We start from the raw sequence: 14,699 nt of genomic DNA, 5'->3' as shown, positions 1-14,699 counted from the left end.
GCACGCTGCTGCGGGCAACGATTGCTGCACCGATGAGCGACGCTGTTAAGGAGGAAAATGGTGTGTTCTCTCGAAAATCACAAGCAGCATAGTCATTCCATGAATGACCAGCAGCACGATGACCTGATGCTGTGCCCACAATGCGATATGCTGGTGGCGCTGCCGCCTTTGGCATTTGGCTCAAAGGCCGTTTGCCCCCGTTGTAAAACCACGCTCAGCGCCCGTTGGGCAGAGCCGCGTAAACAGCCGATCGGCTATGCCCTCAGCGCATTGTTCATGCTGTTGTTGGCAAATATCTTTCCATTTATCAATATGCGCGTTGCCGGTATTGGTAATGAAATCAGATTGATCCAAATCCCAGAAGTTATGGTGGCAGAAGATTATGCCAGCATGGCCACGCTGTTTATGGTTTTTGTGCAACTGATCCCGGCGTTTTGCATGCTGGCGATCATTTTGTTGTGCGCCAGAGCACGGCTACCGCAGAAGCTGAAAACCTGGATGGCCAAGATCCTGTTCCAGCTTAAAACCTGGTGTATGGTAGAAATTTTTCTGGCTGGCGTATTGGTCAGCTTCGTCAAGCTGATGGCCTATGGCGATATCGGCATTGGTACCAGCTTTATTCCTTATTGTCTGTTTTGTCTGTTGCAGGTACGGGCCTTCCAGTGTGTTGACCGCCGCTGGTTGTGGCAGGACATTGAACCGGCCCCCAAAATTGATCGTCCGCTGCAGGTTGGCCGCACAGGGCTCAATCAAGGGGTACGTTCCTGCTCCTGCTGTACCGCTATCCTGCCGCAACCACAGAAGGTATGCCCGCGCTGCTATACGGTAGGCTATGCACGCCGCCGCCATAGCCTGCAATGGACGCTATCGCTGTTGGTGACTTCGGTGATGCTGTATATCCCGGCGATGCTGATGCCTATCATGATTACTGAGGCCTTGGGCAATAAAATGCCTTCTACCGTCATGGCCGGGGTGATTTTGCTGTGGGGAGAAGGCTCTTATCCTGTCGCTATGGTGATTTTCATTGCCAGTATTATGGTCCCCTCTCTCAAGATGCTGGCGATTGGCTGGCTATGCCTGGATGCCAATCATCAAAGCAAGCCCAGAGCCGATAGTGAGCGGATGCATCTGATTTATGAAGTTGTCGAGTTTGTTGGCCGCTGGTCAATGATCGATGTGTTTGTTATTGCCGTACTGTCAGCATTGGTACGAATGGGACAATTGATGAGTATTTATCCTGACATTGGCGCGCTGTTATTTGCCATGGTGGTTATCCTCACAATGTTTGCTGCCATGACGTTTGATCCTCGTCTGACCTGGGATCGAGCAAATGAAACAATAAAGAAGGAGCCGCAAGGTGACGGAAAGTAAGCATAGCGTCGCGGATGTTGAAAAGATCAAACGCTGGTCGCCGGTGTGGATTATTCCTATCGTGACTGCGTTGATCGGTGCGTGGATCCTGTTTTATCACTTCAGCCATCAAGGCCCGGAAGTGACGTTGATCACCACTTCTGCTGAAGGGCTGGAAGCGGGAAAAACCAGGATAAAGAGCCGTAGTGTTGATGTTGGCATGGTGGAAAGCGTCACATTAAGTGATGACTTGAGCAAGGTATTGATACAGGCACGGCTGAATTCCGGCATGGAAAAGCTGCTGCGTGATGATACTGCCTTCTGGGTAGTGAAACCGCAGATTGGCCGTGAAGGGGTTTCTGGGTTGGGAACTTTGTTCTCAGGAGCCTACATAGAATTGCAACCGGGCAGCAAAGGCAAAGATGGGAAGGGCCGTTTCCAGCTGCTTGATTCTCCGCCGCTGGCCTCTCCCGATGCCAAAGGGCTGCGTGTAATTCTGGACAGTGATAAATCCGGTCAGTTGAATGCTGGCGATCCGGTGCTGTTCCGGGGGTACCGTGTTGGTTCGGTAGAAACCAGCTATTTCGATCCTAAGCTACGTTCAATGCGTTATCAGCTGTTTATTTCTGCGCCTTACGATCAGTTGATAACCAGCAATATACGCTTCTGGAAAGACAGCGGAGTTGCCTTTGATATGTCTGCGCAGGGCATGCGTGTAGAAATGGGCTCGTTGGCAACGCTATTTGGTGGCGGGGTGAGTTTTGACGTGCCGGAAGGTTGGGATCGCGGAGAACAGGTAAAAGAAAAGGCCGAGTTTGCCCTGTTCGACAGCCAGCGCAATATTCAGGATTCTTTGTATACCAAACATATCGATTATCTGGTGTTCTTCTCAGACTCGATCCGTGGGTTACAACCGGGCGCGCCGGTCGAATTCCGTGGCATTCGCCTTGGTACCGTGGGGCAAGTGCCTTTCTATAAAGAAGGCATGCGCCAGCGGCTGGATACCGACTACCGTATCCCGGTGCTGATCCGTATCGAACCTGAGCGCTTTAGCAAACAGGTGGGGGGCAAATTCGACATTGAGCAGCATTTGAAGGACGCCAAGTCGCGTGGTATGCGGGCCGCATTGAAATCAGCCAACCTGTTGACCGGTTCGCTGTATATCGATCTGGATTTCTATCCGCAAGAAAAACCGTGGAAAGGGCCGTATGAGCTGTTTGGTTACCCACTGTTGCCAACCACCAGCGGTGGCTTGGCGCAGATCCAGCAGAAACTGATGCAGACGCTGGATAAGATCAACGAGATGCCGCTTAATCCGATGATCAATGAAGCGACCAAAACCTTGGCCGAAAGCCAGAAAACCATGCGGGATACGCAGAAAACCATGCAATCGCTCAACGACATCATCGCCAGTAAAGAGATGAAAGCCTTGCCAGCGGATATGCAGAAAACCCTGCAGGAACTCAATCGCAGCATGAAAGGGTTCCAACCAGGGTCACCTGCCTACAACAAGATGGTGGGTGATATGCAACGCCTTGATCAAGTGCTGCGTGAGCTGCAGCCGGTGCTGCGCACGTTGAACGATAAGAGTAACGCCCTGGTATTTGAAGCCGCGGGCAGTGACGACCCTCAGCCGAAGAAGGCCAATAAATGATGAAATGGATCCCGGTAGTTATGGCGCTGTTGCTGAGTGCCTGCAGCAGTACGCCAAACAAAACCTACTATCAGTTGCCGGCATTGGGTACTCCGGTTCAGGTGAGTGGAACCCCGGCATCGCGCCAGCTGTGGCTGGAGCATGTCAGCGTGGCCGATTTCCTGGCGCAAAGCGGCGTGGTATATCAGACCAACGATGTGCAGTTTGTCATTGGGCAGAATAACCTGTGGGCCAGCCCGCTGGATCAACAGCTACAACAGACGTTGGTGGCCAACCTGGGCAGTGCATTGCCGGGTTGGGTGGTGTCATCACAGCCGATGAGCAGCGATCAGGATGTTCTTAACGTCACCATCAGCGGCTTCCATGGCCGCTATGATGGCAAAGCGATCATCCGAGGTGAATGGGTGTTGAATCATCAAGGCAATCTGATCAAGCGCCCATTCAATCTGGAATTAACGCAGAGTGAAGACGGTTATGACGCTCTGGTTCGTACGTTGGCTCAGGGGTGGTTGCAGGAGGCGCAGGAGATAGCCTCTCAGGTTGCTCGCCATTAGTCATAGCTTGTAGCAAAACAGTCTAACCTTCTCCCGGAGAGGAACATGAAAATGCCTCGCCGGGATTTTTTTGTTTTGAATCATTTGGTTATCAGCGCATTAGGCTTATCAGCCACTTAGCCCATTCGCCGTACATAGTTCACAAATATGACATTGGTGTGAAATCTCAATATTGATCTTCTCGTCATTTAGCGCTATTGCTTAAAGGTGGCTGTATTTCATGCGGCCATTGTTTTCTTTCCACCAAAGTAAAAATGAGGGAAACGAGGCATGAAGAGACAGAAAAGAGATCGTCTGGAGCGGGCTGAATCACGCGGTTACCAAGCAGGTATTGCAGGGCGTTCGAGGGAAAATTGTCCCTATCAATCTTTAGACGCCCGGGCTAACTGGCTGGGAGGTTGGCGTCAAGCCATGGAGGACAGGGCTGTGACCGCTTAAGCGGCTCTCTGTCAAGAATAAGGAACAACCTCCGCCAAGGCGGAGGTTTTCGTTTTTAGTGTAAAATTAATCCTGCCAGCGTTTCAGTAGAATACTCGCATTCACCCCGCCAAAACCAAACCCGTTCGACAAGGCATAGGTCATTGCCATCGGTTCTGCTTTATTCGCCACCAGGTGCAATCCTGCTGTGGCTGGATCTGGGTTGTCCAGATTCAAGGTTGCAGGAGCGATTTGATCGCGCAGAGCCAAGGCAGTGAAAATGGTTTCCAAGCCGCCAGCTGCACCCAAAAGATGGCCAGTTGCCGATTTTGTCGAGGTGATGGCAACATGGCCATCGGTGCCGAACAGGTGCTTGATGGCGTTGATCTCACCAAGATCGCCAACCGGGGTCGAGGTGGCGTGAGCATTCAGATGCTGAATCTGATCTGGAGTGACGCCGGCCTGTTTCAGGGCAATCTTCATTGCGCGGTAAGCACCGTCGCCATCTTCCGCGCCAGAAGTCATGTGGTAGGCATCTGCACTGGTGCCATAGCCAACAATCTCTGCCAGCGGCTTGGCACCGCGCGCCAGCGCATGTTCTAGCGCTTCGATGACCAGCATCCCCGCGCCTTCACCCATCACGAAACCGTCGCGGGCGCTATCGAACGGCCGTGATGCGTTGGCTGCTGCGTCGGCAGCAGCCGTTGACATGGCGCGAGCGGCAGCAAAGCCACCCAGGCTGACGGTATCAATAGCCGCTTCAGTACCGCCGCAAAGCGCAATATCGGCCTCGTCATTGCGGATCATACGCACGGCATCACCAATCGCCTGGACTCCTGCAGCACAAGCGGTTACTGGTGCACCGATCGGGCCTTTGAATTGGTGTTTGATAGAGACATGCCCGGCAGCCAGGTTGACCAGAAAAGAAGGGATGGTAAACGGAGAAAGGCGCTTAGGCCCGCGGCTATCGGTGGTGCGTACCGCATGGGCGATTGCGGGGAAACCGCCAATACCGGAGGCAATGACGGTCGCGGTCTGTTCTTGCTTGTCTGGTGTATCTGCGATCCAACCAGCTTGCTTAATGGCTTCATCAGCGGCGGCCATCGCCAACAGGATGAAGCGATCCATTTTCTTCTGGTCTTTCGGTGCGACGGACAAGTCCGGGTCAAAGCCAGCTTCGGCATCCTGCTCCAGTGTGGGGACCTGGCCGCCAATCTTGACCTGTAAATCGGCCACTATCGCCTCTGGTAGCGGACGAATCCCCGATTGGCCAGCCAACAGACGCTGCCATATGGCCTGAACTCCACAGCCTAAAGGAGAAACGGCCCCCATACCGGTAATAACTATACGACGACTGCTCATAATGACTCCTTGGATGATTCGTTGGGTACTGCGTAATGCTGTTGCATGCGTGAGGCGCGGTGTGAGATAGCTTCACTTGCTGCCGGGCCTGGTGCCAGAGTGATGTGTTGTAAGGCAACCGGCCGCTGAGTCAAGGCATCAATCAATTGAGGTTGAATCGGTTGGCCACTGCGGCGATCGACTAACTGAGCTGCAATACTGCCCTCCACCAGATGGGTATTTCCCCAATGGAACAGCGTTACCAGTACCGGGAAAAATCTTTACCCCGTTCGGTTAACAGATACTCGTAACGCACCGGGCGGGTTTGATAGCGTTGCTTAAACAAAATACCGCTCTCTACCAGAAACTTTAGCCTGCGTGTCAGCAGCGTAGGAGATAGCCCCAGACTTTGTTGAAACTCATCAAATCTGGAGAGCCCATGAAATGCATCCCGCAATATCAGGATGCTCCACCATTCCCCCACTCGGTCCAAAGAGCGGGCGATTGGGCAGGGGGTGTTGGTGAAACGGGTTTTTTTCATGCTGCCCTCACAGGTTAATACATTTATTGTAGTGACTGATCGTCAGTTGAAATCACTGGATTAGTGAGAAGACTAAAAATAAATAATGGCTAGGGAGAAAACGGCGACCGGTCAGGGCCGCCGTGATGACATTTAAAATGCCTCAGTGTCCTTGAACAGGCCCACTTTCAGATCGCTGGCGGTATAGATAACTTTGCCATCGACCAACACTTCGCCGTCGGCTACACCCATAATCAGCTTGCGGGTGATCACACGTTTGAAGTTGATGCGATAGGTTACTTTCTTCGCAGTTGGCAGTACCTGGCCGGTGAATTTGACTTCGCCCACGCCCAGTGCGCGGCCTTTGCCTTCGCCACCTAACCAACCCAGGTAGAAACCGACCAGTTGCCACATGGCATCCAGGCCCAGGCACCCAGGCATCACCGGGTCGCCAATAAAGTGGCAACCGAAGAACCACAGGTCCGGGTTGATGTCCAGTTCTGCTTCAACATAGCCTTTGTTGTGGCTACCACCGTCTTCGGTCATCTTGACCACGCGGTCCATCATTAACATGTTGCCTGCTGGCAACGGCGGGCCACCCGCACCAAACAACTCGCCACGGCCAGATGCTTCGAGGTCTTCTTTCGTATAGGATTCGCGTTTATCTACCATGTTCTCAGTAAGCCTTTTTTTAATGAAGGACGCAGATTAGCTTACACGTGTACGCTGAACAAGTCCGATCAGCCGTGGTTGAACCAGTTTAGCCAACGTAATGGCCACGGCCACTGACGACGTTCTTGTGGGTTCACTTGTGCTATCCGCTCTTGGATGGCAGCCAGCAAGCTTGGCTGCTGTTCATCGGAATAGGGGTATCCGGTTAATAATGGCAGGGCTTCTGCAACGCTGTCTACCATCCATAAATGGAATTGCCCTTCGCGCACGGCTTCTACCACCTCTGGGCGCAGGCAAAGATGGCGCACGTTGCTGGCCGGCAGGATCACCCCCTGTTTTCCCGTCAGGCCCCGGCGTGAACAGACTTCAAAGAAGCCTTCGATTTTTTCGTTTACTCCGCCGATGGGTTGCACGTTACCGAATTGGTCAACCGAACCCGTCACGGCGATTTGTTGCGTGATTGGCTGTTGGGATAACGCGCTGATCAATGCGCAAAGCTCAGCTAGCGAAGCGCTGTCACCGTCAACTTCACCATATGATTGTTCGAAGACGATTGATGCTGACAACGGAAGCTGTTGGTCGAGATCCAGCTCAGAGATCAGGAAGGCCTGCATGATCATCATACCTTTAGCGTGCAGGTTACCGCCCAATTCGGCTTTACGTTCCACGTCAGTAAATTCGCCGTCACCGAGATGAACGACACAACTGATACGTGAAGGCTCACCAAAGCTCCGTGGGTGTCCAGGGTAATCCAGCACCGACAGGCCATTAATCTGACCGACAATTTCACCTTCGGTTTCGATCATGATCTGACCCAGTTCGATCTCATCTTGCATCCGCTCGGCGAGATAGCTTTCGCGCCATTCACGCGCATTCAGCGCAGCTTCCAATGCATTGGCAGTGATTTGGCCTTCTTCAGCATACAGAGCCGCCTCAGAGAGCTGCTGGCAGGCCCATAACGGAGAGAGCGGCAGGTTACCCTGGTCGCCAGTGTAACGCACTGCCTGAACCATCAGGGGATGCCAGGCGTCAGCCGCTAAAGCAGGCAACTGTTTTTCTTCGATAACAGAATTGATGAAACTGCACCATTGCACCATATCGTCCGGCTCGGTGAGCTGCAGATCATCTTCATATTCACCGTAGACGGCCTGCTCGCACAGTTCTGGTTCCATATCATGGAAATCAGCCAGGCCATGGCGGTCACCAAGCACAATCAGGCGCAGCTCCAACGGCATCGGCGGGATGGAAATCGGTAACGGCCGGGTTTCATCTGGCGTAAACCACAGGAACTGACGTTGGGTGATCATCTGCTTGAGGCGTAGCCACAATAGCGGTTGCGCCAATAAGGCACGAGCCGACAGGATCAGGATCCCCCCATTAGCCTGATGAATCAGACCCGGATGCAAGCTGATCTCGCCGTTATGCATTCTGACGCAACCAAACAGCTGTTCAGGCTCAATCCATTCCTGGTAAACGCATGCACCGCCTGCAGCAAAAGGTTCGTCATTACTAACGGCGTTTTCAATGCGGGCAGTGCCACCTTCAATCACATAACGGCAGCCTTCAACGGTCTGCTGCGGCTGCAACTGCCCAACCGCTTGTGCGATCAACGCCAGGTACTCACGGGTCTCCTGCGCTTTCAGCAGCATAAATCGCGGCTGAGAGAGCGGATGCAGGAACAGCGTCAGCGCATTCTCCAGACGGGGTTGGATAGCTGAAAAGGCAATGGGTGCCAATTGAGCAGCGGAATCAAAAATAGCCTGATAAGGCGTAGAGGCTGGCAACAAAGATTGCCATTCAAGTCGGTTATTGGTCAAAGTGTTAGATGCAATCGTCAAAAAGGGAAAGGGCGATTATACAAGAATAACGCCAGCTTGATACATGCAGAGTGATTGTTGTGGCTGGGAGTTAGACATCGCACGACAACTGTACAAAAAACCATCTAAAACAAGTTTTAATTGCAGGGGAAAATCTGTCTAAAGCTGTTATGCTTATTAAAGTTACACGGTCACAGAAGAGTTCACGATGAAATATCAGCAACTGGAAAATCTGGAGAGCGGTTGGAAATGGAAGTATCTGGTTAAAAAGCATCGGGAGGGCGAACTCATCACTCGCCATGTCGAAAACAGCGTTGCCCAGGAAGCCATTGACGAACTGCTTAAGCTGGAAAATGAACCGATCAAAGTACTGGCATGGATTGATGAGCATATGAATTTGGCGCTGGATAACCGGATGAAGCAAACCATCCGTGCCCGGCGTAAGCGTCATTTTAACTCAGAACATCAGCATACGCGCAAAAAATCTATCGATTTGGAGTTTCTGGTTTGGCAACGTTTGGCTGCCTTGGCGCACCGCCGTGGTGTCACGTTGTCGGAAACTGTGGTTCAACTGATCGAAGACGCCGAACGTAAAGAGAAATATGCCAGCCAGATGTCATTGCTGAAACAGGATTTAAAAGCAATCCTGGGTAAAGATGATGACTAGCGGATTTCTGGTTTGGTAAAGCAGCAAACCAAAAAAACCCCGCAGTGCGGGGTTTTTTACTAAGAAGGTATTACTTAGCCCTGAGGCTGAGATACAACTTCTTTGATGCCACGAACTTCGATTTCTACGCGACGATCCGGAGCCAGACATGCGATCTGTGCTGCGGTAGCGCGGCCAGAACGGTAGCCACAAGAGTCACCGGTAACTGGATTAGCTTTACCCATGCCACGTGCAGAGATCTTGTCTGAAGGGATACCTTTAGATACCAGGTAATCAACAACGCTTTGTGCACGTTGCTCAGACAGGCGCTGGTTGTACTCAGCAGAACCTACTGCGTCAGTGAAGCCCAGAACTACAACAGAACCGTCTTTCGGATCCAGTGAGCTCAGTTGGGTGTACAGCTGATCCAGAGCGTGCTGACCTTCTGGTTTCAGAGTAGATTTGTTGAAGTTGAACAGAACGTCAGAAGTCAGAGTGAACTTCTTGGTTTCAACAACTGGAGCTGGGGCTGGAGCTGGAGCAATTACTGGAGCTGCTTCTTCTTGACCAAAGCGGTAAGAAACACCCAGGCTCAGCATGCCGTTGTCTGGACGTGCGCCAACGGTACCTGCGTCACCGATGTTGTTAACCCACTGGTAGTCCAGGCGGGTAGCCCAGTCACGAGTCAGTGCATATTCAACACCCACTGCTGCCAGAGGAGAAACACCCGTGTCGTGATCGCTCAGACGCTTGCCGCTATCACCGAAGTGAGCTTTAGAATCTGCACGCCAAACCATACCACCCAGACGGGTGTACAGGTCCAGGTTGTCCATAACTGGGTAGCTCAGTTTAGCTGCCAGTTGAACACCTTGAGCTTTGAAAGCACCGTTATCAACACTGCCTTTGTAAGGCATACGACCAAGCCAGTCATATCCCATTTCAAAGCCCAGGTATTGGTTCGCTTGATAACCTACAAACGCACCTGCACCCAGTTGGCTATTATGGGTAGGACCATTACCAATGCCATTGTAGCCGTTGCCATAGAAACCAGTGTCATGGTACTGGGACCAGCCCAGTTTAGCACCGGTGTACCAGGTGTCGTCTTTTGGGGCGGCTTGCGCTACGGTAGCGAAACCAGCCAGTGCCACTGCTAATGCGATAGCTGTCTTTTTCATTTTGCGCCTCGTTATCATCCAAATAGGCAATGAGCTTTAAAGCTGTTTTAAGCCCTTGGTTTAAATTCCTTCGCCAAGGTTTGAGCCCTCGTTTGTTACTCTGCCAGTTTTTCTGGCGTTATAGAGCAACCTTGGCGATGTAAAGTCTACAACGTGGCGCGAAAGTTACAAGTGTGATGTGATAAAGCTCTAAAAAAAACACAGAATTGGACATATCTACTAACATATTGAGGGGAAAATGGAGGCTGAATTTAGAGCGATTATTGAAGCGAAACCGCATCCGACCAAGCTTTGTGCATGATCCCCCTGGGATTGTTATTCCAGGGGATAAAAGTGATGGGAAAAATCCTAAATTTACTTAATGATACAAAGAAGAATGAATTTTTAGGGTAGAACAGTGTCTGTGGGTTGCTTCATTGTCACGTTGCGGGCGCATAATAAACCCATATGCGTTACCCAATTCTGCTGCGCGACTTAATTTTAGACGATCTTGTTCTGTCAGCTCAGGTAACCATCCAAGTACTACACTGTAATTTCCTGTCAGTAAAGCCTTTTCCATTGCATCGACGGTGGCCTGCGGGCTGATTTGATTAAGCTGCACCACTTTATTAACGGGTAACTCCGCCTGCTGAAGCCAGGATTTGCTGAGTTTTTGCTGTGGTGTCAACCATAATAACCAGCGCGACTGCTGACCTAATTGCTGCAATAAAGGCACCAACAGCTGGACCACAACGGATTGATGCTCACTGTAAACAAGTTCACTGATGAGGCCATTTTTTTTGCCTTCTTGAGGGGCAACGACAGTTTGGCCTGCTGGTACAGCAGCCCGGCTGAAATGGTTTTGATAAAGTGATTGAGTACGCATGGTGTGTCCCGCCCGTAGTGTTACTGTATGCATATACAGTATATCCAACAAAGCAGAAGATCAACCCAAATTTTCGTAACGCCTCGCATAATTGAGATTATTTTTTGTGCGCCCTGATTTTATGATTGGCACCGGGGGAGATAATGAGTACTTTCCTTAATTAGTTGTTCCCGTTACGTTTATTTTAACGGTGGATGTGTTCGTTAGTTGCTGCTTATCTAAGGAGATCTTGATGATAGGAGGATCCGAAGGAAGGATCGAACAAGCAAAAGCCACTTTCGCTACATTGGGAAAGATTGCTACGCGCTCGCAATTTGGCGGATATGGCCTGCTGGCAGACGGCACGATGTTTGCCGTTATTGCGGATGGCGAATTGTATTTACGTGCAACAGAAAGCCTTGAACCCACATTTCGTGAACGGGGCATGGTGAATATGACCTATTTAAAACGCGGTGTCCCCATGACCATGCGCTATTACTGGGTAGATGAAGGACTCTGGCTGGCTCGCCGGGAATTGCTCGAACTGGCCTGGCTGGCATTATGTGAGTCTCGTAAAGAGATAAAAGTCAAAAAAAGCAGTAATGGCAGACTAAAAGACTTGCCGAATATCGATGCCTCAATGGAACGCTTATTATGGCGAGCCGGCATACAGAACAGCTATGACTTTCGCCTGTTAGGTGCAAGACATACCTATCTTAAATTGCTACAACAACAAAAAAACCTTGGTTTGAAAATATTGTTAGCGCTGGCTGGGGCAATGTCTGGATACCACCATGCCGCATTACCTAACCCGCAACGGGAGAAATTGACCGAATGGTTCGAAGAAACCATGGTTGATGCCTGCCTTGAGACACTATGGGAAAGAAGGGCCTGCGAACGACCCTTCAATAATTAACCCGCTGTGCTTATCTGAGCATTGAGTGCTGTTAACTCAGGCAGCAGTTCAAGGACTAAACCAATTTGCTGCAACACCAGTTGTTCTTTGCTTTCAGGCTCTGGAACCAGAGAGTCAATACGCCCTGAGAGGGTTTCCAGTGCTTGCATAATACGCTGATGGTCATGCGCCTCATGATGCAATGCGCCATCAACATAGCATACCGCGTCGTTCAGTAAGTCCAGTACGGCGGTATTTTCAAGCCGCTCACGATGGGCTCCGAGGGCAGAAATATAACTTAGCAGTGTGTGGTTCAGGCATAAGAGGCGGAATGCTGCGTCCTGAATCATCTGGTCAGCTTTGGGATCGGCGGACATATTGGAGATCACCGAAGCCAATTCAGCATCGCTGTTATGTGCATCACGGCGGGCAATACGATAAGGCAAACCGTTATCCTTGCCTTGATGGTATTGCACCAGAATAGCATCCAGATAACGGCAGTCGGCATTCAATGTTTTACGGACAATGGTCGGTAACTGGCGGAACTTCCAATCTGGCCAGATAAAACTCACCGCCGCCCATGCGATGGCACAGCCCAGCAGCGTATCGTAGACCCGCGGGGCGGCAACCTCGAATCCTTCTCCCAGCAGGTTAAAGCACAATAGCACCAGCAGCGTGATAAACATTGTTGCGTGAGCATATTGCACGGTGCGGAATGCGAAGAACAGCACCCCTGAGATGACAATCAATATCATCTGCCCTTCTAAGGAAGGAACAAAGTACAGGATCGGCAGACCAATCAAAATACCGGCAAGAGTCCCGATAATACGCAACGCCAGACGTCTTCGTGTGGCGTTATAGTTGGGTTGGCAGACAAACAGGCTGGTGAGCAGGATCCAGTAACCGTGCTGCATACCGGTGAATTGAATAAAAGCGTAACCCGCGCACAACACCGCGGACATGCGAATTGCGTGGCGGAACAAGGCAGATTGTGGCGTCAGATGGCGGCTGATGCGTAAGCGAATATCGCTCCAGCCGTTAAGCCGATCGTCGGCGAGAGTATTTTCCTCTGCTTGCCCACTTGCCAAAGTCTGCTCGGACTCAATGTTGGCTAGCTGGGCGTCGATCGCCCGTAAATTTTTCAGCAGATGTGATAGCGCTCGAGCCAGTTCCTGGTTCTCTGGTGTCAGGGTAATCTGGGTCAACGCTTCTTCGATATGGGCAAAGGCTGGCTCAAAACGGGGGTTATGCAGATATTTTTGCCGTAATAGAACCGACTGCGCTAATTGTTGGCAGGCGCGGGCCTGCATGGTCAGCAGCCGCTGGAAGCGAAAAAGGATGTCACTGTGGCGGAACTGCTGGCTCAGTGCCTGGTACTGCACGTGAGATGAGCTGGCGCGTTCATGAATATCCTGCACAACAAAATAATAATGCAGCGTCCTGCGGGTGCCGCGCTGCCCCCGGTCGCCTTTCAGGCGGGTAAGTAACGAGGCTTTGGTCTGGTTAAGCGTTGTTACCAGCTGGCTGTTAGCCATTGCGACGTCCATCCAGGGAAGATCGGCATCATGCTCGGCGTCTGGGTCAAACAGGTTGGCTTTGGCATCCAGATAGTTCGCCAGTTGCTCATAACACCGTGCAAGATTTTCCTGCAATGGTCTGATGGGGAACAACAGGTGGCCGATTAGCGTCAGCAGGTTGTACCAGACGGCACCGATGATCAACAACGTAGGCTGTTGGTACCAGGCTTCATACATTGAAGTCCCGAGCATGGTATAGACGGCGATCAGCAGTGCGCCAAAGGCGATGGTGGCATAACGTTGCCCCAGGGCACCCAGCAGGATAAACGCGCAGGTTGAAGTGGTCAGCCCAAGGGCGAACAACCACGGGTAAGGGAACAGCAACTCAATTGATGCGGAAGCGATAAAAAAACAGATGAGCGTAATCAGTAAATTTCGCAATCGCCCGGCTAAGCGATCGTCCAGATCGGTTAGCGCGGCTGCGACCACACCTAGCGTCAGCGGGATGGTCAGCTTAGGTGTTCCTAACCACCAGGGAACCGCCGAAGCCCCCGCCAGGGCAATAAATATACGCAGATTATAAAGCAGGCTGCTGTTATAGGTATAACGCCGTATTGCAGGTGCAAAAGAGAGCACAACAAACTCCTGAATGGGAGAAAAAGTTAACGCTTCTGGTACTGACGCCGGGCATTTTCTGACCGAGCCTGCTGCGCCATCTCAACGGAAACCACGCGGCGTCCAACAGGCCAAAGCGCAATGGCTGCAATTTTGAAATTGGCAATACCAACAGGAATGCCAATGATAGTGATGCATTGGGCGATGCCAGCGGCGATATGCGACAAACACAACCACCAACCAAACAACACCAGCCAGAAGATATTCAGCAACGAACCGCCGGTATTGAGCAAGGCGTTGCTTTTCTCTGGGTATAATTCGTCAACATGGATCGCTTCATTGCCAAACGGCAGGAAAGAAAGCTTGGTGATCTCCCAGCAAGAGCGGGTCAAGGGCAGGGTAAAAATCAGTACGATGCTGAAAAAAGTCGCAATCAGCCAGCCCAGGGTAGTGAAAAAACCACCCAGTACGAAATTAAGAATATTCAATACAGTACGCATAGTCGTCATTCTGCTCTAATGATGGCCAAATCGTGGCGTGAGTCTATACCCAAAGTCATTGGAGTTGCCGCGCTTACGCATCCAGGTGCTCACGGCACCGCCAGGCGGATCCCTTGGCGCTTACCAAGATAAGTGACCGGGGGTCACTCTTGCCGGCAACCACGCTGCAACTTCAAGTAAGA

The 14,699-nt window shown here is 51.4% G+C and carries 13 protein-coding genes and 1 pseudogene; 6 read left to right on the top strand and 8 right to left on the bottom strand.

Annotated elements, in window-relative coordinates; translation table 11 throughout:
* Positions 1-99: 99 nt before the first annotated feature.
* From pqiA to rmf, 4 genes are all read left to right on the top strand, one after another.
* Entirely contained in the window at positions 100-1,371 is a 1,272-nt protein-coding gene (gene pqiA, locus ACQ86O_RS22410; RefSeq protein ID WP_431222915.1) for a membrane integrity-associated transporter subunit PqiA, read from the top strand.
* Complete coding sequence (gene pqiB, locus ACQ86O_RS22405; RefSeq protein ID WP_431222914.1) at positions 1,358-3,004, top strand: intermembrane transport protein PqiB; 1,647 nt, start codon at positions 1,358-1,360, stop codon at positions 3,002-3,004. Before pqiA ends, pqiB begins: the two co-directional genes overlap by 14 nt.
* Positions 3,001-3,558 (top strand): membrane integrity-associated transporter subunit PqiC, encoded by a 558-nt coding sequence (gene pqiC / locus ACQ86O_RS22400; protein ID WP_431222913.1) that lies wholly within the window; start codon positions 3,001-3,003, stop codon positions 3,556-3,558. The genes pqiB and pqiC overlap by 4 nt, the downstream gene beginning before the upstream one ends.
* Positions 3,559-3,828: 270 nt before the next feature.
* The gene (rmf, locus tag ACQ86O_RS22395; RefSeq protein WP_411753696.1) at positions 3,829-3,996 is read left to right on the top strand and encodes a ribosome modulation factor; all 168 of its coding nucleotides are present in this window, start codon (positions 3,829-3,831) and stop codon (positions 3,994-3,996) included.
* Between the two features lie 66 nt (positions 3,997-4,062).
* On the opposite strand, the gene fabF is transcribed toward rmf, so the two are convergent.
* The 4 genes and pseudogenes from fabF to ACQ86O_RS22375 form a co-directional block, all read right to left on the bottom strand.
* The gene (gene fabF / locus ACQ86O_RS22390; RefSeq protein WP_431222912.1) at positions 4,063-5,337 is read right to left on the bottom strand and encodes a beta-ketoacyl-ACP synthase II; all 1,275 of its coding nucleotides are present in this window, start codon (positions 5,335-5,337) and stop codon (positions 4,063-4,065) included.
* Positions 5,334-5,857: pseudogene (locus ACQ86O_RS22385) on the bottom strand (winged helix-turn-helix transcriptional regulator). Before ACQ86O_RS22385 ends, fabF begins: the two are co-directional and overlap by 4 nt.
* A 132-nt stretch (positions 5,858-5,989) precedes the next feature.
* The gene (gene fabA, locus ACQ86O_RS22380) at positions 5,990-6,508 is read right to left on the bottom strand and encodes a bifunctional 3-hydroxydecanoyl-ACP dehydratase/trans-2-decenoyl-ACP isomerase (RefSeq protein ID WP_142011737.1); all 519 of its coding nucleotides are present in this window, start codon (positions 6,506-6,508) and stop codon (positions 5,990-5,992) included.
* A gap of 68 nt (positions 6,509-6,576) precedes the next feature.
* Positions 6,577-8,325, bottom strand: a complete 1,749-nt coding sequence (locus ACQ86O_RS22375) for an AAA family ATPase (protein ID WP_431222911.1) — start codon at positions 8,323-8,325, stop codon at positions 6,577-6,579.
* A gap of 208 nt (positions 8,326-8,533) precedes the next feature.
* Between ACQ86O_RS22375 and matP the strand changes: the two genes are divergently transcribed.
* A complete protein-coding gene (matP, locus tag ACQ86O_RS22370) occupies positions 8,534-8,992 on the top strand; it encodes a macrodomain Ter protein MatP (protein WP_431222910.1) in 459 nt (152 codons plus the stop codon).
* A gap of 74 nt (positions 8,993-9,066) precedes the next feature.
* On the opposite strand, the gene ompA is transcribed toward matP, so the two are convergent.
* Together ompA and sulA are read right to left on the bottom strand one after the other, a co-directional pair.
* Positions 9,067-10,146, bottom strand: coding sequence for a porin OmpA (ompA, locus tag ACQ86O_RS22365; RefSeq protein ID WP_431222909.1), 1,080 nt, complete (start codon positions 10,144-10,146; stop codon positions 9,067-9,069).
* A gap of 358 nt (positions 10,147-10,504) precedes the next feature.
* Positions 10,505-11,011: an SOS-induced cell division inhibitor SulA gene (sulA, locus tag ACQ86O_RS22360; protein ID WP_431222908.1), complete on the bottom strand. Its 507-nt coding sequence runs from the start codon at positions 11,009-11,011 to the stop codon at positions 10,505-10,507.
* A 232-nt stretch (positions 11,012-11,243) separates the two neighbouring features.
* Between sulA and ACQ86O_RS22355 the strand changes: the two genes are divergently transcribed.
* Positions 11,244-11,906, top strand: coding sequence for a TfoX/Sxy family DNA transformation protein (locus tag ACQ86O_RS22355; protein ID WP_431222907.1), 663 nt, complete (start codon positions 11,244-11,246; stop codon positions 11,904-11,906).
* Here the strand turns inward: ACQ86O_RS22355 and yccS are convergent.
* Positions 11,903-14,038, bottom strand: a complete 2,136-nt coding sequence (gene yccS, locus ACQ86O_RS22350) for a YccS family putative transporter (protein WP_431222906.1) — start codon at positions 14,036-14,038, stop codon at positions 11,903-11,905. The two genes, ACQ86O_RS22355 and yccS, sit on opposite strands and share 4 nt — an antisense overlap.
* A 26-nt stretch (positions 14,039-14,064) precedes the next feature.
* Positions 14,065-14,517 carry a YccF domain-containing protein gene (locus ACQ86O_RS22345; RefSeq protein ID WP_431222905.1) on the bottom strand — a complete coding sequence of 151 codons (453 nt, stop codon included), beginning with the start codon at positions 14,515-14,517 and terminating at the stop codon, positions 14,065-14,067.
* Positions 14,518-14,699 lie beyond the last annotated feature (182 nt).

The organism is Serratia sp. L9 (genome assembly GCF_050632285.1).
GTDB lineage: Bacteria > Pseudomonadota > Gammaproteobacteria > Enterobacterales > Enterobacteriaceae > Chania.
The sequence above is the reverse complement of the archived record's forward strand: the minus strand, read 5'-3'. Positions and strand labels throughout refer to the sequence as shown.

Excerpts from the sequence above, each read along its gene's own strand:
- fabF (WP_431222912.1), bottom strand. The coding sequence starts at position 5,337 with ATGAGCAGTCGTCGTATAGTTATTACCGGTATGGGGGCCGTTTCTCCT.
- rmf (WP_411753696.1), top strand. The coding sequence starts at position 3,829 with ATGAAGAGACAGAAAAGAGATCGTCTGGAGCGGGCTGAATCACGCGGT.
- pqiC (WP_431222913.1), top strand. The coding sequence starts at position 3,001 with ATGATGAAATGGATCCCGGTAGTTATGGCGCTGTTGCTGAGTGCCTGC.
- matP (WP_431222910.1), top strand. The coding sequence starts at position 8,534 with ATGAAATATCAGCAACTGGAAAATCTGGAGAGCGGTTGGAAATGGAAG.
- ompA (WP_431222909.1), bottom strand. The coding sequence starts at position 10,146 with ATGAAAAAGACAGCTATCGCATTAGCAGTGGCACTGGCTGGTTTCGCT.
- sulA (WP_431222908.1), bottom strand. The coding sequence starts at position 11,011 with ATGCGTACTCAATCACTTTATCAAAACCATTTCAGCCGGGCTGCTGTA.
- pqiA (WP_431222915.1), top strand. The coding sequence starts at position 100 with ATGAATGACCAGCAGCACGATGACCTGATGCTGTGCCCACAATGCGAT.
- ACQ86O_RS22345 (WP_431222905.1), bottom strand. The coding sequence starts at position 14,517 with ATGCGTACTGTATTGAATATTCTTAATTTCGTACTGGGTGGTTTTTTC.
- ACQ86O_RS22355 (WP_431222907.1), top strand. The coding sequence starts at position 11,244 with ATGATAGGAGGATCCGAAGGAAGGATCGAACAAGCAAAAGCCACTTTC.
- fabA (WP_142011737.1), bottom strand. The coding sequence starts at position 6,508 with ATGGTAGATAAACGCGAATCCTATACGAAAGAAGACCTCGAAGCATCT.